Annotated in this window: 17 protein-coding genes; 7 read left to right on the forward strand and 10 right to left on the reverse strand. The window is 69.4% G+C overall.

Annotation, left to right across the window (positions count from 1 at the left end; translation table 11 throughout):
• The first annotated feature begins 291 nt into the window (after positions 1 to 291).
• On the forward strand, positions 292 to 735 hold the full coding sequence (locus ACUYM2_RS09055) for a universal stress protein (protein WP_481599768.1): 444 nt from the start codon (positions 292 to 294) through the stop codon (positions 733 to 735).
• A gap of 64 nt (positions 736 to 799) precedes the next feature.
• Here the strand turns inward: ACUYM2_RS09055 and ACUYM2_RS09060 are convergent, their stop codons facing one another.
• From ACUYM2_RS09060 to glgC, 3 genes are all read right to left on the reverse strand, one after another.
• Positions 800 to 1,267 carry a pyridoxamine 5'-phosphate oxidase family protein gene (locus ACUYM2_RS09060; RefSeq protein ID WP_481599769.1) on the reverse strand — a complete coding sequence of 156 codons (468 nt, stop codon included), beginning with the start codon at positions 1,265 to 1,267 and terminating at the stop codon, positions 800 to 802.
• 109 nt (positions 1,268 to 1,376) lie between these two features.
• Positions 1,377 to 2,915: an SDR family NAD(P)-dependent oxidoreductase gene (locus tag ACUYM2_RS09065; protein ID WP_481599770.1), complete on the reverse strand. Its 1,539-nt coding sequence runs from the start codon at positions 2,913 to 2,915 to the stop codon at positions 1,377 to 1,379.
• A gap of 100 nt (positions 2,916 to 3,015) precedes the next feature.
• Positions 3,016 to 4,434 (reverse strand): glucose-1-phosphate adenylyltransferase, encoded by a 1,419-nt coding sequence (gene glgC / locus ACUYM2_RS09070; RefSeq protein ID WP_481599771.1) that lies wholly within the window; start codon positions 4,432 to 4,434, stop codon positions 3,016 to 3,018.
• 103 nt (positions 4,435 to 4,537) lie between these two features.
• Here glgC and glgA point away from each other — a divergent pair, with 103 nt between their 5' ends.
• Entirely contained in the window at positions 4,538 to 5,737 is a 1,200-nt protein-coding gene (glgA, locus tag ACUYM2_RS09075; RefSeq protein ID WP_481599772.1) for a glycogen synthase, read from the forward strand.
• Positions 5,738 to 5,816: 79 nt separating this feature from the next.
• Here the strand turns inward: glgA and ACUYM2_RS09080 are convergent, their stop codons facing one another.
• Positions 5,817 to 7,979: an acyl-CoA dehydrogenase family protein gene (locus ACUYM2_RS09080; protein ID WP_481599773.1), complete on the reverse strand. Its 2,163-nt coding sequence runs from the start codon at positions 7,977 to 7,979 to the stop codon at positions 5,817 to 5,819.
• 94 nt (positions 7,980 to 8,073) lie between these two features.
• Positions 8,074 to 8,787 carry a TetR/AcrR family transcriptional regulator gene (locus tag ACUYM2_RS09085; protein ID WP_481601452.1) on the reverse strand — a complete coding sequence of 238 codons (714 nt, stop codon included), beginning with the start codon at positions 8,785 to 8,787 and terminating at the stop codon, positions 8,074 to 8,076.
• A 59-nt stretch (positions 8,788 to 8,846) separates the two neighbouring features.
• On the opposite strand from ACUYM2_RS09085, the gene ACUYM2_RS09090 reads away from it, so the two are divergent.
• Genes ACUYM2_RS09090 through ACUYM2_RS09100 form a run of 3 tightly spaced genes read left to right on the forward strand, consistent with a single transcriptional unit; the run spans position 8,847 to position 12,479 of the window.
• A complete protein-coding gene (locus ACUYM2_RS09090; protein WP_481599774.1) occupies positions 8,847 to 10,217 on the forward strand; it encodes an acetyl-CoA C-acetyltransferase in 1,371 nt (456 codons plus the stop codon).
• A 10-nt stretch (positions 10,218 to 10,227) separates the two neighbouring features.
• Positions 10,228 to 11,568 (forward strand): 3-oxoacyl-ACP reductase, encoded by a 1,341-nt coding sequence (locus ACUYM2_RS09095; RefSeq protein WP_481599775.1) that lies wholly within the window; start codon positions 10,228 to 10,230, stop codon positions 11,566 to 11,568.
• Complete coding sequence (locus tag ACUYM2_RS09100; protein WP_481599776.1) at positions 11,565 to 12,479, forward strand: MaoC/PaaZ C-terminal domain-containing protein; 915 nt, start codon at positions 11,565 to 11,567, stop codon at positions 12,477 to 12,479. The genes ACUYM2_RS09095 and ACUYM2_RS09100 overlap by 4 nt, the downstream gene beginning before the upstream one ends.
• 70 nt (positions 12,480 to 12,549) lie before the next feature.
• Here the strand turns inward: ACUYM2_RS09100 and ACUYM2_RS09105 are convergent, their stop codons facing one another.
• The 5 genes from ACUYM2_RS09105 to ACUYM2_RS09125 form a co-directional block, all read right to left on the reverse strand.
• Positions 12,550 to 13,740: an FUSC family protein gene (locus ACUYM2_RS09105; RefSeq protein WP_481599777.1), complete on the reverse strand. Its 1,191-nt coding sequence runs from the start codon at positions 13,738 to 13,740 to the stop codon at positions 12,550 to 12,552.
• 78 nt (positions 13,741 to 13,818) lie between these two features.
• Positions 13,819 to 14,967 carry a serine hydrolase domain-containing protein gene (locus tag ACUYM2_RS09110; RefSeq protein WP_481599778.1) on the reverse strand — a complete coding sequence of 383 codons (1,149 nt, stop codon included), beginning with the start codon at positions 14,965 to 14,967 and terminating at the stop codon, positions 13,819 to 13,821.
• A gap of 38 nt (positions 14,968 to 15,005) precedes the next feature.
• The gene (locus tag ACUYM2_RS09115; protein ID WP_481599779.1) at positions 15,006 to 16,067 is read right to left on the reverse strand and encodes a glutathione S-transferase family protein; all 1,062 of its coding nucleotides are present in this window, start codon (positions 16,065 to 16,067) and stop codon (positions 15,006 to 15,008) included.
• Positions 16,068 to 16,109: 42 nt separating this feature from the next.
• Positions 16,110 to 16,889 (reverse strand): M50 family metallopeptidase, encoded by a 780-nt coding sequence (locus ACUYM2_RS09120; protein ID WP_481599780.1) that lies wholly within the window; start codon positions 16,887 to 16,889, stop codon positions 16,110 to 16,112.
• A 9-nt stretch (positions 16,890 to 16,898) separates the two neighbouring features.
• The gene (locus ACUYM2_RS09125; protein WP_481599781.1) at positions 16,899 to 17,264 is read right to left on the reverse strand and encodes a TraR/DksA family transcriptional regulator; all 366 of its coding nucleotides are present in this window, start codon (positions 17,262 to 17,264) and stop codon (positions 16,899 to 16,901) included.
• 165 nt (positions 17,265 to 17,429) lie between these two features.
• Here ACUYM2_RS09125 and ACUYM2_RS09130 point away from each other — a divergent pair, with 165 nt between their 5' ends.
• The gene (locus ACUYM2_RS09130) at positions 17,430 to 17,972 is read left to right on the forward strand and encodes a hemerythrin domain-containing protein (RefSeq protein ID WP_481599782.1); all 543 of its coding nucleotides are present in this window, start codon (positions 17,430 to 17,432) and stop codon (positions 17,970 to 17,972) included.
• A 5-nt stretch (positions 17,973 to 17,977) separates the two neighbouring features.
• Complete coding sequence (gene malQ, locus ACUYM2_RS09135; protein WP_481599783.1) at positions 17,978 to 20,167, forward strand: 4-alpha-glucanotransferase; 2,190 nt, start codon at positions 17,978 to 17,980, stop codon at positions 20,165 to 20,167.
• Positions 20,168 to 20,209: the final 42 nt, after the last annotated feature.

Raw genomic sequence — 20,209 nt, forward strand, 5'->3', positions numbered from 1 at the left:
GGAACCCTGAGCGCTGGTTCCTGGATTGTAGTGGCGTTGTACTTTCCATTGTGGCCTCCAGGGGCCCTCAATGGTTGCGGGACCCGAATATTTCTTCGCCGCGCACACAGCAAGTCTCCGGCCGGCCGCCGGTCCCGGGCAAGGGCCGTTCGGCCCACAGCGACCCCCTTGCCCGCTGCCAGCCGCCCCCGCCTTCACGCTCGGGGCCGTGACTTTCGGCCCTAGCCCGCGCGGGCTGGCGGCGGAATCGTTGGAGCTACGCGCCGCGGGGGCACGACGAAGGGACCAGTCATGAGCGAGGCTACGGGCATCCGGACCATCCTGGTCGGCGTCGACGGATCGGATGCCTCGGTGGAGGCCCTGCGCCAGGCCCAGGGCCTGGCGCTTCCGTTGTCCGCCAAGATTGTGGCGCTGGCCTGCTGGGACGTTCCTCCGGTGTATGACGGCTACGTGGCCATGGGGATCAATGACTTTGACGTCCGCGCGGGCGAGATCCTGCAGGAAGCCGTGGTGAAGGCTTTCGGCGAGACCATTCCCGCCAATGTGGAAACCCGGCTGGTCCAGGGGCATCCGCGCCGGATGCTGCTTGAAGAGAGCCGCAACGCGGACCTGCTGGTGCTCGGCCGGCGCGGGCACGGCGGCTTCGGCGGCCTGCTGCTGGGCTCGGTAAGCTCCGCCCTCGTGGCGCACGCGCACTGCCCCGTGCTGGTGGTGCACGCGCCGGATAAGCGCTGACCGGGCCTGCGGGGGACTACTGACCCCGGCCACCGCTCAAAATTCGGGACTACTCAAAACGGGACTACTCAAAAGAGGCCCGGCGCGGGTCTGCGAGCCGCGTGCGCCACACATCCGGGTTGTTTACCTTAAAGCGGCGTCCGGTGAGGGCCTTCGGTGCCAGCCGGACGTAGTAGTTCTTTTCACCCGGCTGCCAGGGCTCCAGGAGCAGCTCATCCACCGCGTCCTTGTCCGCCTGGTCTTCGATCAGCTCAGCCTCGCCGCGGGCAACGACGCTCCACGCGGTTTGCTCGTGGGCGTCGTACCCGTCGATTTCAAACGCCACCGGCTTGGCTGTGATGGCGCCCCAGAGCTTTGTCCCGCCCGCGGTTCGGAACACGATCGAGCGGCGCTGCAGGACAAAGTTCACCGGGAAAACTTCCGGATGCCCGTCCACGATCAGGGCAATCCGCCCGACCACTTCGCTGTCGAGCAACACCCAGCACTGGTCGATGGACAGCTGGAAATTTGGCTCTGGCGTCGTCGTATTCACAGCTCCACGTTACGGACGGACCTCGCGGCCGATTAGGGCCATAAGGCCCGTGGCGCCGCCGCGGACGCGTTGCCAGGCCACGGTCACAGCACGGCCCGGCGGCACTGGCTCACCAGGGGCTGGGCTTGTAGTCCTTGAGGAATACGCCGTACTGGTCCTCACCCGACTCGCCCATAACGATGGGGTCGTAGACCCGCGCCGCGCCGTCGACAAGGTCCAGCGGGGCGTGGAAGCCTTCCTCCATCAGCCGCACCTTCGTGTAGTGCGGACGCTCGTCGGTGATCCAGCCGGTGTCGACGGCGGTCATCAAGATGCCGTCGGAGTCCAGCATCTCCTTGGCGCTGGTGCGCGTCATCATATTCAGCGCGGCTTTGGCCATGTTGGTGTGCGGGTGCCCGGGGCCTTTGTAGGCGCGGGAGAACTGGCCCTCCATGGCGCTCACGTTCACGATGTACTTCCGCCGCGCCGTAGAGCGCTTCATCGCTCCGCGCAGCCGGCTCACCAGCAGGAACGGCGCGGTGACGTTGCAGAGTTGCACTTCGAGCATCTCCAGCGGATCCACTTCATCCACCACCTGGGTCCAGCTGTTGATACTGGCGAGGTCCGGGACCAAGCCGCCGGCGTCGATCGCGGTGCCGGAGGCAATCCGCTCCAGTGAGGCGGAGCCGGTCGAGAGCGCCAGCGAGGTGATGGCGTCGCCGGCCAGCACGGGGTGCTCAAGGACCGAACTGGCCAGGGCCAGCGGGTGCTTGTCGTGGGCGTGGCCGAAGGTGACCAGTTCAGGACCGCCATTGGCCACCTGCAGCTCCGCCGGCAGCGGCTCGTCCTCGGCGTCGACGAGCGGCTTGTAGGCGGTGCCCGAGCGCCGGACCGTCTGGGCTGCGTTGTTGATGATGATGTCCAGCGGACCGGCGGCGTCGAGGGAGTCCGTCAGGGCCATCACCTGCGAGGGATCGCGCAGGTCGATGCCCACGATCCGCAGACGGTGCAGCCAGTCCGCACTGTCCTCCATCGCGGCGAAGCGCCGGGCGGCGTCCTTCGGGAAGCGGGTGGTGATGGTGGTGTGGGCACCGTCGCGGAGCAGCCGCAGGGCGATGTACATGCCGATCTTGGCCCGGCCGCCGGTCAGCAGCGCGCGGCGGCCGGTCAGGTCGGTCCGGGCATCGCGCTTGCTGTGGCTGAAGAGGGCGCACTCGGGGCAGAGCTGGTGGTAGAAGGCGTCCACCTGCGTGTAGTGCCGCTTGCAGATGTAGCAGGGCCGCGACCGGATCAGGTGCCCGGCGACCTCGCCGGTAGCCGAGGGCGCCAGCTTGTTCCCGCGGGTCTCGTCGTCGATCCGGTCCGGAGCCGCGGTCGCGGTCTGGGCAATCACTGCGCGGTCGGCCTCGGCGATGAGGTCCCGCTTGGTGACCCGGCGGTGGCGCTTGACCGCCTTGAACATCTTCCCGGTCGCGCGGCGGATCGAAACGTAGTCCGGGTGCTCCTCGTCATAGGCGTGGATGTTGTTGAGCACCTTGAGGCAGGCTGCGATGTCAGCTGGGGTCAGTTCAGCCGGCGTTAGCTGGGCCGGGGCGGGGCCAGCCGCCGTCGGCGCAGCTGCCGCCGACTCATCACCAGCCGGTACGGGGGGCAGATCGGAGGAGCTCATTGGCCTAATTTTACAGCCCGGCCGGGGCGCGGCGGGACATCGGCCCGCTGCTGGGGACCGGGCCGGGTGCCGCGCGGCGGCACCCGGCCCGGGGACCTGCTCAGTACGCCTTGGTGGACCCCGTCCCGGGGGGCTCGACGCCGACCGCGGCGGCGTGCACCTGGCCGACCTTTTCCACGGACTCGCGTCCGGCGGGCCAATTTTCGGTGGCTGTCTTCACGGCGTCGGGCACCAGGTACAGGTTGGCCGCGGACAGGGAGCGCTCGGCGTCGCCGGGTTCGGGCACTTCCTGGCCCTTGGCCAGGACCGTGATGCCGGAGGCGGTGACCTTGAAGCCGCGGGCCCGGTCCAGTTCGGGGTCCAGGCCGATCGCGGCACCAGCGGGGATCCGGACATTCTTGTCCACGATGGCGCGCTTGACTACGGCGCCGGCCCCCACCTGCACCTTGTCCATCAGCACCGAATCAAGGACCCGGCTGGCTGTGCCGACGTAGACGTCGTTGGATAGCACCGAACCCTCCACGATTCCGCCGGAGATCACCACGCCGCTGGCCACGATCGAATCCAGGGCGGTGCCCACGGTGCCGCCCTCGCCGCGGACGAATTTCGCCGGCGGGGAGATGCTCTGGCGGGTGTAGATCGGCCATTCCGAGTTGTACAGGTTGAACACCGGCACGGGGGAGATCAGGTCCATGTGGGCGTCATAGAACGAATCGATGGTGCCGACGTCGCGCCAGTAGGTGCGGTCGCGTTCGGTGGAACCGGGGATGTCGTTGAGGGTGAAGTCATAGACCCCGGCCTCGCCCTGGTCGACGAAGTAGGGAATGATGTCGCCGCCCATGTCGTGCTTGGTGTCGAGCCGCTCGGCATCGACGTGCAGCGCCTCGACGAGGGCATCGGCGTTGAAGACGTAGTTGCCCATGGAGGCCAGGAACTGGCTGGGGTCCGCGGCGAGGCCCGGGGTCGAGGACGGCTTCTCCACGAAGGCCGCGATTTTCTCCGGGTTCTCCTGGTCCACTTCGATCACGCCGAACTGGTCGGCCATGTGCAGGGGCTGGCGCACGGCGGCCACCGTCGCCTTCGCGCCGCTGGCGACGTGCTGGGCGACCATCTGCGCGAAATCCATGCGGTACACGTGGTCCGCGCCGACCACGACGACGATGTCGGGGTTGGCGTCGTGGATCAGGTTCAGTGACTGGTAGATGGCGTTCGCGCTACCCAGGAACCAGCTCTTGCCGACGCGCTGCTGGGCAGGTACGGAGGCGATGTAATTGCCCAGCTGCGTGGACATACGCCAGGTCTCGGAAATGTGCCGGTCAAGGCTGTGGGATTTGTATTGCGTGAGGACAACAATCTGCAAATACCGGGAATTAACCAGGTTGGAAAGGGCAAAATCAATCAGCCGGTAACTTCCGGCGAACGGAACGGCCGGCTTGGCCCGGTCGGCCGTCAACGGCATCAGCCTATTTCCCTCGCCACCTGCGAGGACAATGGCCAAGACTTTCTTCTGCTGCGGCATGGTGATCGCTCCTGAACGCCTTCGTCTGCTCCCCAAAACTGTCCGGTGTGCCCGGACCTCTTCACACTAGAACAGATCAGCCGGAAGGACTACCTTGGGGTTTGTGCGAATAGACATTGTGACCAAGGAATTCCCGCCCGAAATCTATGGGGGCGCCGGCGTCCACGTGGCCGAACTCAGCCGGGTGCTGGCCCAGAGGGTGGATCTGCAGGTGCGGGCGTTCGGTGCGCCGCGCACCCCGGACTACCATGGGGCGACCGTAACGTCCTATGCCGTGCCGGAGGATCTGGCCGGCGCCAACGCGGCGGTGCAGACCCTCGGCGTGGACTTGCGGATCGTTCCGGACATCGCCGGGGCAGACGTCGTACATTCCCACACCTGGTACGCCAACATGGCCGGGCACATCGCCTCGCTGCTGCACGGCATCCCGCACGTGCTCAGCGCGCACAGCCTGGAGCCGCTGCGGCCCTGGAAGGCGGAGCAGCTCGGCGGCGGCTACGCCCTCTCCTCCTGGGTGGAGAAAACCGCCTACGAGTCCGCCGCCGCGATCATCGCCGTGTCCGAAGGCATGCGGCAGGACATCCTGCGCAGCTACCCCGAGGTGGACCCGGCCAAGGTCCGCGTGGTCCACAACGGCATCGACGTCAGCCTCTGGACCCGCGACGAAAACGAGGACGTGGTCCGCGCCCTGGGCATCGACCCGGCTCGGCCCAGCGTCGTCTTCGTGGGCCGCAACACCCGACAGAAGGGTGTCCCTTACCTGCTGCGTGCCGCTGCGAAGCTGCCCGCGGACGTCCAGCTGGTGCTGTGCCTTGGCGCCGCGGACACGCCGGAACTCGCCGCGGAGACCGCCCGGCTGATCGAGGAACTGCAGGGCCAGCGCAGCGGCGTGATCCTCGTGGAAAGGATGCTGCCGCGCAACGAACTCGTCCAGGTCCTCAGCCACGCCACCGCGTTCGCGTGCCCGTCCATCTATGAGCCGCTCGGGATCGTCAACCTGGAGGCGATGGCCTGCGGCGCCGCGGTCGTGGCCAGCGCCACCGGAGGCATCCCCGAGGTGGTCCAGCACGGCGAGACCGGCCTGCTCGTGCAACTCGAGCAGGTCACCGACGGGACCGGCACCCCGCTGGATCCGGAGAAGTTCGTTACCGAGTTCGCCGCGGCCCTGACCGAGGTGGTCTCCGACCCGGACCGCGCCCGCGCGATGGGCCGGGCCGGCCGCCGCCGCGCCGAGGAGCACTTCTCCTGGGAGTCAATCACGGAAACCACCCTCGAGGTCTACCGGTCGGTCCTCCCGCAGTAGGAACCCCGCAACGCAACAACGACGACGGCGCCGCCCCGGCCAAGGGGGCGGCGCCGTCGCCGTGCGGTGCTGCTGCTGCTTAGCCGCGCCGGGCCTTGCCTGAAGCGGACTTGCCTGAAGCGGACTTCGCGGACTGGGCCTTGCCCTCCCGGGCTGCGCGGGCCAGCAGGATCTTCTCATCCAGGGGTGCCTGGCCGCTGGCGCGCTGCTGCCGGAAGAACTCCCGGGCCTCGTCCTGGCGGATCTTCTCCGCCCCGGTGGCGATGGCGGCGCGGAGGTGCTCCGGGCCGAAGCCGAAGGCGTCGACCAGGTCCAGGGCGTGCGGGCGGATCTTGACGAGGAGCCGGTTGATGTAGTCGCCCACGGTGCGGGCGCGCTGCATCGAGAGCCGGCCGTTCATCAGGTACCAGGACAGGTTCTTCTCGATCAGGGACAGGCCGAACAGGTCGCGCAGCCAGGTCAGGACCGCCTTGGTGCCGGGGTCACCGACGTTGCCCAGCGCCTCGGTGAACGCCTCCCACTGCAGCAGTTCGGCGTGCGCCTGGGCCGCCTCGATGAGCTCGTTCTGGTGGCTGTTGAACAGCGCCGCGGCCTGCTGCTGCGGTAGCTTGTTGGCTCCCTTGAGCGCAGAACCGACGTCGGCGACCATCGCCTGGACCCGCTCGGTCAGCAGGGCCCGCTGGCCCGCCTCGTCCTTGATCGCGCTGGCGGCTTTCTGGACCGAACCGGAGTCCGCCATAAACTGGGCAACGCCGCGCAGTCCGGTCCGGTGGATGGCGGCGCCGGTGGCCTGGCCGACGACGTAGCGGGCCAGTACGCCGAAGTCCACGTTCCGGAACTCCTTGGCGTAATCGGCCAGCAGGCGCTTCGCGACCAGCTGCAGCAGCACGGTGTTGTCGCCCTCGAAGGTGGCGTAGACGTCCAGGTCGGCACGCAGCGAGGCGAACCGGTTCTCGATCAGGAAGCCGGCGCCGCCGCAGGCCTCTCGGCACTCCTGCAGGGTGTCGAGGGCGTGCCAGGTGCTGAGCGGTTTCAGCGCCGCGGCCAGGGTTTCGAGGTCCTGGCGGTCCTCGTCGGTGTCGTTCCGGCCGGAGAACACGTCGTCGAACTTCTGCAGCAGCTGTTCGCTGGCGAAGCTCGCGGCATACGTGGTGGCGAGCCGGGTAAAGAGCCGGCGCTGGTGCCGCTGGTAATCCAGCAGCACCTCCTCGTCCGTGGCGGAGGAGGCGTTGAACTGGCGGCGTTCGGCGGCGTACTGGATGGCGGTCTTGAGGGCCAGCTTCGACGCGGTGACGGCGGCGCCGTCCAGCGAAACCCGGCCCTGGACCAGGGTTCCCAGCATCGTGAAGAACCGGCGGCCCGGGCTGGCGATGGGCGAACTGTAGGTGCCGTCTGCGTCGACGTTGCCGTAGCGGTTGAGCAGGTTCGTCCGCGGGATGCGCACCTGGGTGAAGTGCAGCCGGCCGTTGTCGATGCCGTTCAGGCCGCCCTTGACGCCGTCGTCCTCGCCTCCGATTCCGGGCAGGAATTCCTTGGTCTCCGGGTCGCGCAGGTCCATGTAGAACGCGTGCACACCATGGTTGACGCCGTTGGTCACCAGCTGGGCGAAGACGACGGCCGCCAGGCCGTCGGTGGCCGCGTTGCCGATGTAGTCCTTCCAGGCCGCACGGAACGGCGTGTGCACCACGAATTCGCCGGCGGCGGGGTCGTAGGTGGCGGTGGTGGCGATGCTGGCGACGTCCGAGCCGTGGCCGGTCTCGGTCATGGCGAAGCAGCCGGGAATGTCCAGGCTCATGATGCCCGGCAGCCACTTTTTGTGGTGTTCCTCGGTGCCGAGGTGGTTTACGGCGGAGCCGAAGAGGCCCCACTGCACGCCGGCCTTGATCTGCAGCGAGGGGTCGGCAATAACGAGTTCCTGGAAGCCGGCCACGTTGCCGCCGTGCTCGTCCGCGCCGCCGACCTCCGCCGGGAAGGCGCGGTGCACGGCCCCGTTCTCCACCAGGACCTTCAGCTGGCCGAAGACCCGCTGCCGGTGCTCGGTGTGGGTCAACCCCTCGGTCTTGTGCAGTTCCGGCCGGCCGGCCAGGTCCCGGGCCTGCCGGCGGACCGCGGCCCACTTGCCCAGCAGCTGTTCGCCGAGCGCGGCGACGTCGACGGCGGGCGTCCCGGCGGTGCGGGTTCCGGCAGCGGAGGCGGCCGGGGGAGTGAGGCGGCCCGCGGCGCGGTCGGCTAGTTCAGTCATGTCGATTCCTTCGTTGGCACTGACATTGCAGTTCTGGCAATTTGGGGTTCTGGTGATCGATGGTTGGCAGTAGGTAGTTCGGGCAGTGGATGGTCTAGGGTCGGCTGTCCGGTGCTGGTGCCGGCGGATCCTGCAGTTCGGGCGCAATGCCAAAACAGAGCCAGTCGGTGATCTGGCGCGCCATCGCTTCCTGGCCGGGCTTGGCCGCGGAGGCCGGGCTGGCCAGCCACTGTTCGCCCGCGTTCCGGACCAGCCCGATCGCGGCGTTCGGCCAGTAGCCGATCACAGCTTCCTTGCCCGCAACGGCACGCAGCTGGTTCCGCATCGGCAGGGCGATCATCTCGCTGATCGCGTCGAAGAAATGGCCCAGCGCACCGGCTGCGGCGAGGGATCCGGAGTGGCTGTCGGCGTCGCCGGGTGCGTAGCGGGTGACAAAGGTGTAAACGTTCGGGCTGGTCTCGGCCATCTGCAGGTAGGCCGACACCATGGCATACAGCCCTTCGCGCGGTGTCTGGGCGCCCTGGGCGGCCTCCTGGATGCGCCGCTGCATCTGGTTCAGTACCACCTCGCCCACGGCCTGCTGGAGGCCGGCCTTGTCGCCGAAGTAGCGGTAGAAGACAGACTTGGACGTCCCGGCCGCAGCGGCGATGTCCTCCATCGACGCTTCACTGCCCAGCGCATGGACAGCCTTGCGGGCCGACTTGATCAGCTCGCGGCGCCGTTCCTCGCGGTGGGACTGCCAGCGGGAGGCGCGGCCGTCTACGGGCCCGCCCGGGGCGGGGGGTTCAACCTGGAGGATGTTCACGATACCCAGCGTATCAGGTACGCTGGGTATCAGTAATCCGCTTTGATCGAAGGAGACAGCACATGCCTGAAAACGGAACGTCCACCCCCGGGCCGATGGACAGCACGCCGCCGGCCGCAACAGCAGCCAAAGCGCCGCAGCTCCGCAAGGCCGTGGTGGTCGGCGGCAACCGCATCCCCTTTGCCCGGACCGGCGGCGCTTACACCAAATCCTCCAACCAGGACATGCTCACCGCGGCGCTCGACGGACTCATTGCCCGGTTCGGCCTGCAGGACGAGCGGATCGGCGAGGTTGCCGCCGGTGCCGTCCTGAAGCATTCCCGCGACTTCAACCTCACCCGCGAGGCCGTACTCGGCTCGGCACTGTCCGCCGAGACGCCCGCGTACGACCTGCAGCAGGCCTGCGCCACCGGCCTTGAAACGGTCCTGGGCCTGGCCAACAAGATCAAACTGGGCCAGATCGAGTCCGCCATCGCCGGCGGCGTGGACTCCGCCTCGGACGCCCCGATTGCCGTCAGCGAAGGGCTGCGGGAAATCCTATTGGACCTGAGCCGCGCCAAGACCCTGCCGAAGCGGCTGCAGGTGCTTAGCCGGCTCCGGCCCAAGGACCTGGCCCCGGACGCCCCGAACACCGGCGAGCCGCGGACCGGATTGTCCATGGGCGAACACCAGGCGCTCACCACCGCGCAGTGGAAGATCACCCGGGAGGCCCAGGACGAACTTGCGTACAACAGCCACCGCAACCTGGCCGCGGCCTACGACGCCGGTTTCTTCGATGACCTCCTCACCCCCTACCGCGGGCTCAGCAAGGACTCCAACCTGCGCCCCGACACCACGCTCGAGAAGCTCGCGGGCCTGAAACCGGTCTTCGGCAAGAACCTCGGAGCCGAGGCGACCATGACGGCCGGCAACTCCACTCCGCTCACCGACGGCGCTTCCACCGTGCTGCTCGCCACCGAGGAATGGGCCGACGCACACGACCTGCCGAAGCTGGCCACCGTCGTCGACGGCGAGGCCGCCGCCGTCGACTTCGTCCACGGCAAGGACGGGCTGCTGATGGCGCCGGCGTTCGCCGTCCCGCGCCTTCTGGCGCGCCACGGCCTGGGCTTCGAGGACATCGACTTCTTCGAAATCCATGAGGCCTTCGCCGGCACGGTACTGAGCACCCTGGCCGCGTGGGAGGACGAGGAGTTCTGCCGCACCCGGCTGGGCCTCGACGGCGCCCTCGGCAGCATCGACCGGGCCCGGCTCAACGTCAACGGCTCCTCCCTCGCCGCGGGCCACCCGTTCGCCGCGACCGGCGGACGGATCGTCGCCTCGCTGGCGAAGATGCTGCACGCCAAGGGCCAAGTCGGCGGCCGGCCGGCACGCGGGCTCATCTCCATCTGCGCCGCCGGCGGCCAGGGCGTCGTCGCTATTCTCGAAGCACACTAGGGGGAACCGGATGACTGACAAATACACCCACTTCGTGAGCAAGGGCTTCGGCAAAGACATCGCCAGAAAGCTCGGTCTCCCGCAGCCCGTGGCGCTCCGGCGGTACCGGCCGGGCCAGCCGCTGGTCCCGGGACCCGTGCTGGTCCAGGGCACCGGCAGTGGCGCCGATGAACTGGCCGCAGCGCTGCTTTCCTGGGACCTCGACGTCCGCCGCCACGCCGTGCCGCGTGAGAAGCTCGGCGCCATCATCCTGGTGCTGGACGAGGCGGACCGGCCCGAGGACCTGGAAAAGCCGGTGCTCAGCGCCGCCGCCTCACTCCGGGACCTCGCCGCCAACGCCCGCGTAGTCACCATCTCCCGGGCAGCCGCCGGCACCGCTGATCCGGCCGCCGCGGCGGCCCGGCAGGGCGTCGACGGGCTGCTGCGCTCCCTGGCCAAGGAACTGCGCGCCGGCGCCACCGGCAACGGCATCCTGCTGGCCGACGGCGCACGGACCACAAGCCCCAGCGCCCTGGGCGCCCTCCGGTTCTTCCTCTCCGGCCGCTCCGCGTTCGTGGACGGCCAATTCCTCACCGTCTCAACGGACGCGGGACAGCTTCTGGACGATGCCGGGAAGCCGCTGGCAGGCAGGGTCGCGGTCGTGACCGGAGCCGCCCGCGGGATCGGCGCGGCGATTGCCCGCACCCTGTACCGCGACGGCGCCACCGTCGTCGTCGTGGACATCCCGGCCGCCGGGGACCACCTCGCGAAGGTCGCCAACGAGGTGCACGGTACCGCCCTGCAGCTGGATATCAGCCGGGAAGACGCGGGACAGCGCATCATCGACCACGCGGTGGAGCGCCACGGCGGGCTGGACATCGTGATCCACAACGCCGGCATCACCCGGGACAGACTGCTCGCCAACATGGACCAGTCATGCTGGAACTCGGTAATTGCCGTGAACATCGCCGCGCAGCTGCGGATCAACAAGGCGCTGCTGGCTTCGGAGCATTTCCGGAACTCGCCGCGGATCGTCTCCGTTGCCTCCACCAGCGGCATCGCCGGGAACCGCGGGCAGACCAACTACGCGGCGTCCAAGGCCGGTGTGATGGGGATGGTCCGTGCCACGGCGCCGTTGCTTGCCGCGCACGGCGGCACCATCAACGCCGTCGCACCCGGCTTTATTGAAACCGAGATGACGGCACGGATCCCGTTCGCCACCCGCGAGGTGGCCCGACGGCTCAATTCGCTGCAGCAGGGCGGCGAGCCCGGGGACGTGGCGGAGGCCATCGCCTTCCTGGCCAGCGACGCCGCCGGCGGGATTTCCGGCGAGGTGCTGCGCGTCTGCGGGCAGAACCTGGTGGGCGCGTGACCGGTAGGCAGCCCCTGATCCTGGCCGAGATGCCGTCCCTCTCCAAGCTGTACGTCAACGCCGCCGCCACCGCGGCACGCCGGCGGGTGCTCGGAGCGCACGCCGGCACGCAGCTTCCCGGCGGCAGTCATGAAGTCCGCGGCGTCAAAGCCGGGGTCACGAACCTGACGGCCTACCAGCACCTGATCGGCGAGACCGCCAGCGATGTGCTGCCGGCCGGGTTCATCCACGCCCTGGCGTTCCCGCTGGCCATGTCGGTGATGAACCGGGACGACTTCCCGTTGCCGCTGCTGGGGATGATCCACCTCACGAACAAGGTGGTCCAGTCTGCGCCGGTGCTGTTCTCCGAAGCGCTGGACATCCGGGCCTGGCCGGAAAACCTGCGCGGGCACCGGTCCGGTACCCAGCTGGACCTGGTTGCCGAGGTGCGCGGGGCCGGGGAGGACTTCGTCCGTTGGCGCGGCGTCTCCACCTACCTGGCAAAAGGGGTGTTCCTGCCGGGGATCGACAAACCGTCCGAGGCCGGCGCGCCAGGAGGGTTCCGGGCGCCTGATCCGACGGCGTTGTGGCAGCTCGGCGTGGATACCGGCCGGGCGTACGCCGCCGTGTCCGGTGACTTCAACCCGATCCATCTCAGTGTCCTCAGCGCCAAGGCCCTGGGCATGCGGCGCTCCATTGCGCACGGCATGTACCTCGCCTCGAGGGCGCTGGCCGACGTCGGCGCCGCCAAGGGCGACGCCTTCAGCTGGGACGTGGCGTTTGAGGGGCCGGTGTTCCTGCCGGCCAGGGTGGCGCTGGAGATCAGCACCGTGCAGTCGGACGACGGCGCGTGGCTGCGCTCCGAGTACGTGGCCTGGAGCCCGCATTCGGGGCGCAAGCACTTCAGCGGCGCGGTGGCGGCGCTGAAGTAGCGGATCCGGTGCCTGGGGGTATTTGGCCGCTGTGGCGCCCCTAGCTGTGCCGCCGCTAGCTGTGCTGCGGCTAGCTGGGCCCGGCGGGGGCGGCGTCCGCGTCGCGGTTTCCACCGCCCGATGTGGCGCCGGCCGATTTTCCGTTGCCTGATTTCACGACGCGCAGCATCCGGTGCAGGCTCAACAGCACCGACTCCACGGCGCTGGGGGTGTCGGTGGATTGGTCTTCTGCGGCGACGCGTGCGATGAAGGCCCTGACCGCCGCGTCGGCTTCCTCAACGAGTTCGGCCTGTCGCTGCGGTTCCTCCTCCTCGGCGGCGCGCAGGACGTCGCCCACCAGGGTCATGGCTTCGGCGAGCGGCTCCGAGTGCCCGTCCGGGATGACGAAGGGGGTGTCCGTAGCCCAGATGACGTCCGAGAGCACCTGGGTCACATCCTGGATGTGGAAGGTCAGCCGCTCCAGGTCGCGCAGGTTGCGGTAGTCCTCCTCCACGTCGCGGGGATGCAGCCGGCGCCGCGGATTGGCTTGACGGCTTGCGTCCGCTTTCTGCACGGCAGCCCGCACGGAGCGCGCGCGCCCCGCGAGCGCCTCGGAGCGGCGCGACCAGTCCTCGTGTTCCGGCGGCCAGTTCTCGCGGAGTGCTTTGCCCATGTCCCAGAGCTGCTGGGCCAGCGCCAGCCGCAGCTCGGCCAGGCTGAGTGCTGCGGCCTTGAAGTGCAGCGGCGGGAAGACAAGCAGATTCACCACGATGCCGACGCTGACGCCAACGCCCATCTGGAAGAGATAGCCGAAGGAGAACTTGTCCGGGTTGTGGCCGCCGACCAGCAGCACCAGCAGCGCCGCCGTCGGGATCCAGTCGCTGCCCGAGCCGATCCGGGGCAGGCCGGCGAGGATGACGCCCAGTCCCATCACGACGGCGACCGTCAGGGGACTGGGGTCGCCCAGACTGAACAGCACAAAGGCAAGGCCGATCCCGAGTGCCAGGCCGACGAGCGTCTGGACGCCCTGGCGCATGGAGCCGGAGACGTTCTCGTACATGGCGACCAGCGCGCCGAGGGGGGCGTAGTACGGGTAGTCGGCCGCGGACCCGGGCATAAACGGGGCGATAAAGAACGCCAGGCCGGCGGCGATCGCCGCCTTGGTGGCCAGCTGCAGGCGCGGCCACAGCAGGGCGGCGGACACACTCCGGGCCACGGTGCGGCCCAGCTGGCGGATTCGCGAGGGGTGGGCTCCGTCGTCGGCTTCTTTTTCGTGTGTCATCCCGGCTCACCCTAGGGCCGCGGCGTTGCTGCGACAACTGGACGAACCCCGGCGGTGCCGCGGTGCCGCCGGCCGACGTCAGGTGGAGGCGTGGCAGGCTTTCCGGACCGCGGCGGAGAGCCGGTGGGCCCTGCCGTTGGTGCGGCCTTCCTCACTGCGCCGGGGGACATAGCCGAAACCGATCCCGTAGCCCGGATCTGCGAAGCCCAGCGCGGCGTTGGCGCCCTCATGGCCGAAGGCGCGGTGGCTGCCGAAATCCCGCCCGGGTTGCGGCTTCATAAAGACCACCGCGAAGGCATTGTCCAGGCCCGAGGAACGGTCGAGGCCCCAGACCTGCTCCTCGGACATCAGGCCGATCGTCCCGGGCGCCAGGAAACCGGGACAGCCGTCGACTCCGGTAGTGGCCGCGGCGTAGAGCCGGGCGAGTCCCTCCGCGGAGCCAACCCCTCCGGCGCTGCTCATGCCCCCGGCGCGGATGACACGGTGGTTGGGCAGCTCCATGATGCTGCTGACCGGAGCGTTGCTGTTCAGGCCGGCAAGGCTGAGCGGGTCCAGCCACTCCGCGGCGGGGTCCTCTGTGTAGAGCACCTCCCGGAAGCGCGGCTCCTCCTCCGCGGGCAGGCCCAGGAAGAAATCGATCCCAAATGGACGGCGGAGCCGCTCATCGAAGAGTTCCTGCAGCGGGGCGTCGCCGGCCCTCCTGCAGAGTTCCTCCATCAGGACGCCGATCGTCAGTGCGTGGTAGCCAAAGGCGTGTCCCGGACGCCACAGCGGCGCGGCGGCGGCCAGGCGGCGGGCCGCTTCCGGCGTCGTGAACTCCTCGAGGGAAAAGCCGCCCGGGATGCCCGGCAGGCCTGCCTGGTGGGAGAGGGCCTGCCGGACGGTGAGCATGCCCTTGCCGCGGGCACCGAATTCGGGCCAGTAGGAGGCCACGGTCGCGTCCAGGTCCAGCAGCCCGTCCTGCACCAGCAGGGCGATGACGAAGGCCGCGGCGCCCTTCGAGCAGGAATAGGTCCCCGTGATGTCGCCCGGGCCCAGGCCGGGCCCGCCGCTGAGGTCGAGGACCTTGGTGCCATCGCGGTACACCGCCAGCTGCGCACTGTACCCAGGGTCTTGGGCCAGGAATGTGTCGAAGAGTTCACGGACGCCCGCAAACTCCGGCGCGGCAGTTCCGACCGAGCGTGCCGGTTGCGGCGGCTGCGCGCCGGGGGTGGGGCAGAGTTCCATGGCCCCACCCTAGCGCCGCCGCCCGGCGCGGCCGGCGCTCAGCCGGCGCCGTGTCCGGCGGTAACTTCTTCCCCCGCCCGCACCGGTCCGGGCGGCGTGCCGTCACCGAAGGGCCGGCCGCCGAGGGCCTCCCGGCCGTGCGCAGTGAGCCAGTTGCCCACCGCCGGACCTTTCGGGACGACCCCCGTGGGGTTGATGTCTTCATGGACGATGTAGTAGTGCTGCTTGATCTGGACGAAATCCGTGGTGTCGCCGAATCCGGGGGTCTGGAACAGATCGCGGGCGTAGGCCCACAGCGCCGGCATTTCGCTGAGCTTCTGCCGGTTGCACTTGAAGTGCCCGTGGTAGACGGCGTCGAAGCGGGCCAGCGTGGTGAACAGCCGGACGTCGGCCTCGGTGATGGTATCGCCCACGAGGTATCGCTGGCCGGTGAGCCGGTCCTCCAGCCAATCCAGCGCCGTCCAGAGCCGGTCGTAGGCGGCGTCATAGGCGTCCTGGGAGCCGGCAAAGCCGCAGCGGTAGACGCCGTTGTTGACCTCGGTGAAGACGCGCTTGTTGACGGCGTCTATCTCTTCGCGGAGGGCCTCGGGGTAGAGGTCCGGGGCGCCGGCGCGGTGGTAGTCGGTCCACTCGATGGAGAAGTCCAGGGTGATCTGGGGGAAGTTGTTGGTCACCACCGCGCCGCTGGGGACATCCACGATGGCCGGGACCGTGATGCCGCGCGGGTAGTCCGGGAAGCGGCGGAAGTAAGCCTCCTGGATCCGCTCGATGCCGAGGACGGGGTCCTTGCCGCCGGGGTCCAGGTCGAAGGTCCAGGAGCGGGCGTCGTGGGTGGGTCCGGGCTGGCCCAGTGAGATCACGTCTTCCAGGCCCAGCAGCCGCCGCACGATCACGGTCCTGTTCGCCCACGGGCAGGCCCGTGCCGCGACCAGCCGGTAGCGCCCGGGTTCAACGGGCCAGCCTGGCTCGCCGTTGGCGCCCGGGGCGCCGTCGCGGGTGATCCGGTCCTCGATGTAATTGGTGTCCCGGTTGAATTCAGCGCCGCCGGTGACATAGGCGCCCTTGGTGCTGAATTCCGTGCTCGTGGTTGTCTCACTCATACCCCCAGCCTATGTGCAGTGCCCGCCGGGCGCATGCCGGGCTCATGCCTGGCGAAGCAGGCCGGCGAGGACCGGTGCCATCGGCTGCCAGGCGGCCCACCAGGCGGCGGCCACCACCGCCGCGAACAGACCAATCCAGACGAACGCCGGCAGCGGGGTGGAGCGGGACAGCAGGTACGCGTCCGACGCCGAGAGCCGGTTCCGGTGCCTGGTGTGCACGGCGGCCAGCTTGCCCAGGTCCCGGACGGCGGCCACCAGCAGCGCGATGCCCAGGCCGATCATCACGTGGCCAATGAACGCCGACGGGACGAACAGCACCAGAAGCACTGCGGACAGCACCGCACCGGCCGTGATCAGTACGCCGACGCCGTTGCGTAGAAAGACAAAGGACAGCAGCAGCAGGAGCGTGCCCACCGACATCGCCGCCGGGCCCCAGCCATTGAAGCCGGACCAGACCATCACGGCGCCGACCACGGCCGGGACCGGGTAACCCCAGAATGTCGACCACACCGCGGCCAGCGGTCGGCGGCTGTAGCTGGTGGTGGTGCCGGAATGGTCCAGGGCCAGCCGGATGCCGCCAAGCCGCTGGCCCGTCATCAGGGCGGCGAACGCGTGGCCCAGCTCATGCGTCACGGTGGCAAGCAGGCCAAAATACCTCCAGGTGGCGGCCGGGAGGGACAGCACGACGGCAACGGCAACCACCAGCAGCAGCTCAGTGCCGGTCACCACCGGCGCCGGGGCGTGGCTGAACCCGGCGACGATCCGCTGCCACCACGTGCCGGCCAGGTCACCGGTGGCGAAGGCTGTCGATTCAAAACCCATCGTGGCCGCTTACCCCCGCCGAGTTGACGGTCCGGCGCTGTGCCGGATGCAATAGGGGGTCCATGGCCTGGCCTCGAGCCGGCCCTCGGCGATCGGGCCCCCGCACACCTGGCAGATGCCGTAGCTGCCGTCGTCGATCCTGGCCAGGGCGGCTTCGATCTGTACGAGACCGGCCCGGCTCTGTTCCAGCAAGGCGGACGCCTGGGAGAGTTCGAAAGCGATCGTCGCACCCTCCGGGTCGTGTTCGTCGTCGACATTGGAGTCCTGCCGGGCGGCATTCACCGACGTGATGTCCCGGCGGAGGGCCGGCAGCAGGGCAAGCTTCCGCTCGCGCTCCTGGGCAAGGAGAATCCGGAACCGTTCGACGTCGACCATAGGGTGCAAGGCTAGCGCGGCCGGCTGCGCGGCGTCGAAACTGCCCCTGGCGGACGTGCGCAGGGGCCCGGGCCGGGAGAGGGCGTGCCGGGCCGAAAGGCCTGTTGCCGGGAACCGGACCGGACGTACAGTGGGACCAGAATCCCGCACAGCCAGGGAGATGCCATGCAGACGCCCGTTTCCAAGAACGCCGAGGACGAAGCCCGGGCGCTCGCTGCCGTGGAGACCCACCATACGGCGATGCTCAAACGGCTCGATGCCCTGGTCACCGCCCTCACCCATGCGGTGCAGGCACATGATGCCGTGGCGGAGCACGACGCCCACGAGGTGTTGGTGGAATGGTGCGAGACCGAGCTCGTCCCGCACGCGCTCGCCGAAGAGGGGCCGCTCTACGGCGAAGCCGGCGCCGCCCCGGAGGGCCGGCTGCTGGTGGCGGGGATGCTCGCCGAACACCAGGTGATCGTCGGGCTCGTGGAGCGGCTGCGCGCCTCCCAGGGAGTCGACGCCGCCGTCGCCGCCGGCGCGATCGGGCATATCTTCGCCTTGCACCTGGACAAGGAGAACCGGCTGCTCATGCCTTTCATCGTGGCATCTCCTGACCTTAACCTGGCCGACTCAGTCGCCGGCCTGCACGAACTGGTGGGCGAAGCCCACCTCCACAGGACGCACGACAGTGCCGCGCCGGCTGCGCCCCCGGTCAACGGCTGACCCCCATGACGGACAGCACGGACGCGCCCGGCGCCGGACCGGAACCGCCGGACGACGCCGACCCGCTGCTGCGCGAACTGGCGGCGGCCCACGGGGTAGCGACGTCCTACTGGGGCTGGGACGGGGTGGAACGAGCAGTCGCCGCCCGCACGCTTCGCCAGGTCCTCAACGCCCTCGGGGTCGCGGCGGACGGGCCCGGGCAGATCTGCCGTTCGCTGGAGCAGGCCCGGCTGGCCCCCTGGCGCCGGCTGCTGCCGCCCATCGTCGTGGCCCGGGAGCGAGCGGCGGCGTCCTTCGATGTCCATGTGCCGCACGGACGCCCCGTCAGCGCCCGGATCGTCACTGAGGACGGCGTCCGGCACGATGCCCGGCAGCTGGAGAACTGGGAAGCACCCGTGGACGTCGACGGCGTCCTGACCGGCCGTGCGAGCTTCGCCCTCCCCGAGGGGATGGACACCGGCTGGCACACCATCCTGGTGCACGCCGACGGCGCCGAGGCGCAATGCCCGCTCGTGGTGACACCGGCAAGGCTGGGCACCACCGCAGCCCTGGCAGGACGCCGCAGCTGGGGACTCACCGCCCAGCTCTACTCCGTCAGGTCCGGGCGGTCGTGGGGGATCGGCGACTTCACGGACCTGGCCGACCTGGCCGCAGTTGCGGGCGCGGAAGGCGCCGGCTTCGTGCTCGTGAACCCGCTGCACGCTGCCGAGCCGCGGCCGCCAGTGGAGGATTCGCCCTATTTGCCCAGCACCCGCCGCTTCTTCAACCCGCTCTACATCCGGGTTGAGGAAATCCCCGAATACGACTACCAGGACGCCGCGGCGCTGGCCCGAACCGAGCAGCTGGCAAAAGGCCTGCGGGGAGGCAACCGGGAGGTCGGACTGCTGGACCGCAACGCCAGCTACGGAGCCAAGCTGGCCGCCCTGGAACAGGTGTTCCGGGTCCGCCGGGGTCCGGCCCGCTCACGCCGCTACAGCGACTTCTGCCGGGACCAGGGCCAGGGGCTGGACGACTTCGCGCTCTGGTGCGCCCTGGCCGAGACTCTCGACCCGACGGCTCCCCAATGGGCTGACGCCGCTTCGTCCCCGGAATCTGCGTTTTGCACGGAGCAACGTGCCGCGCTCGCGGACCGGATCGAGTTCCATCGCTGGTTGCAGTGGATCTGCGACCAGCAACTCGAATCGGCGCAGGACACCGCGCGGCGGGCCGGCATGGACGTCGGCGTCGTGCACGACCTTGCGGTCGGGGTGAAGCTCGGCGGCGCCGACGCGTGGAGCCTGTCCGCCGTCCTCGCACACGGCGTGACGGTCGGAGCGCCGCCGGACGTGTTCAACCAGCAAGGGCAGGACTGGACGCAGCCGCCGTGGCACCCGGCACGGCTGGCCGAGTCCGGCTACGCCGCCTACCGGGACATGCTGCGGACCGTGCTGCGCCATGCCGGCGGAATCCGGGTGGACCACGTCCTGGGCCTGTTCCGGCTTTGGTGGATTCCGGAGGGCGCCGGGCCGGCCGAGGGCACGTACGTCTACTACGACCACGAAGCGCTGATCGGCATCCTGGCCCTCGAAGCCCAGCGCGCCGGTGCCGTCGTCATCGGCGAGGACCTGGGGGTCTTCGAGCCGTGGGTCCGCGACTACCTGGCGGAGCGCGGCATCTTCGGCACCTCGATCCTGTGGTTCGAGCACGACGACGACGGCCCGCTGGCGCCGGAACGCTACCGGCAACAGTGCCTGACCAGCGTCAATACCCATGATCTGCCGCCCACCGCGGGGTACCTGGCCGGTGCGCATGTCACGCTCCGCGAGTCCCTCGGGCTGCTGCGGCGTCCGGTCGCGGAGGAACGGGCCGCCGACGCTGCGGACCAGGAGGCGGTGCTGGCGCTGCTGCGGGAGCACGGTCTGCTGCCGGCGGCAGGAGCTGCGGGGGAGCAGGCCACGGTGGAGGCGCTGTACGCGTTCACGGCCCTGACGCCGTCGTCCCTGCTGGGGGTGGCGCTGGTGGACGCCGTAGGGGAGACCCGCACGCAGAACCAGCCAGGCACCAGCACCGAATACCCTAACTGGTGCATCCCACTGGCCGGGCCGGACGGCGTCGTCCTCATCGAGGAACTGTCCGACAACGCGAGGTTCCGTTCGCTCCTCGGCACGGTCCAGCGGGCTCTCCGTCCGGATGTCCGGAAGGGCACCAAGCAGTAGGCCGGGTAGGTTCCGGGCCAAGTGCCGGAAGCCGCTCCAGCG

The sequence above is a fragment of the Arthrobacter sp. SD1074B genome (genome assembly GCF_056780195.1).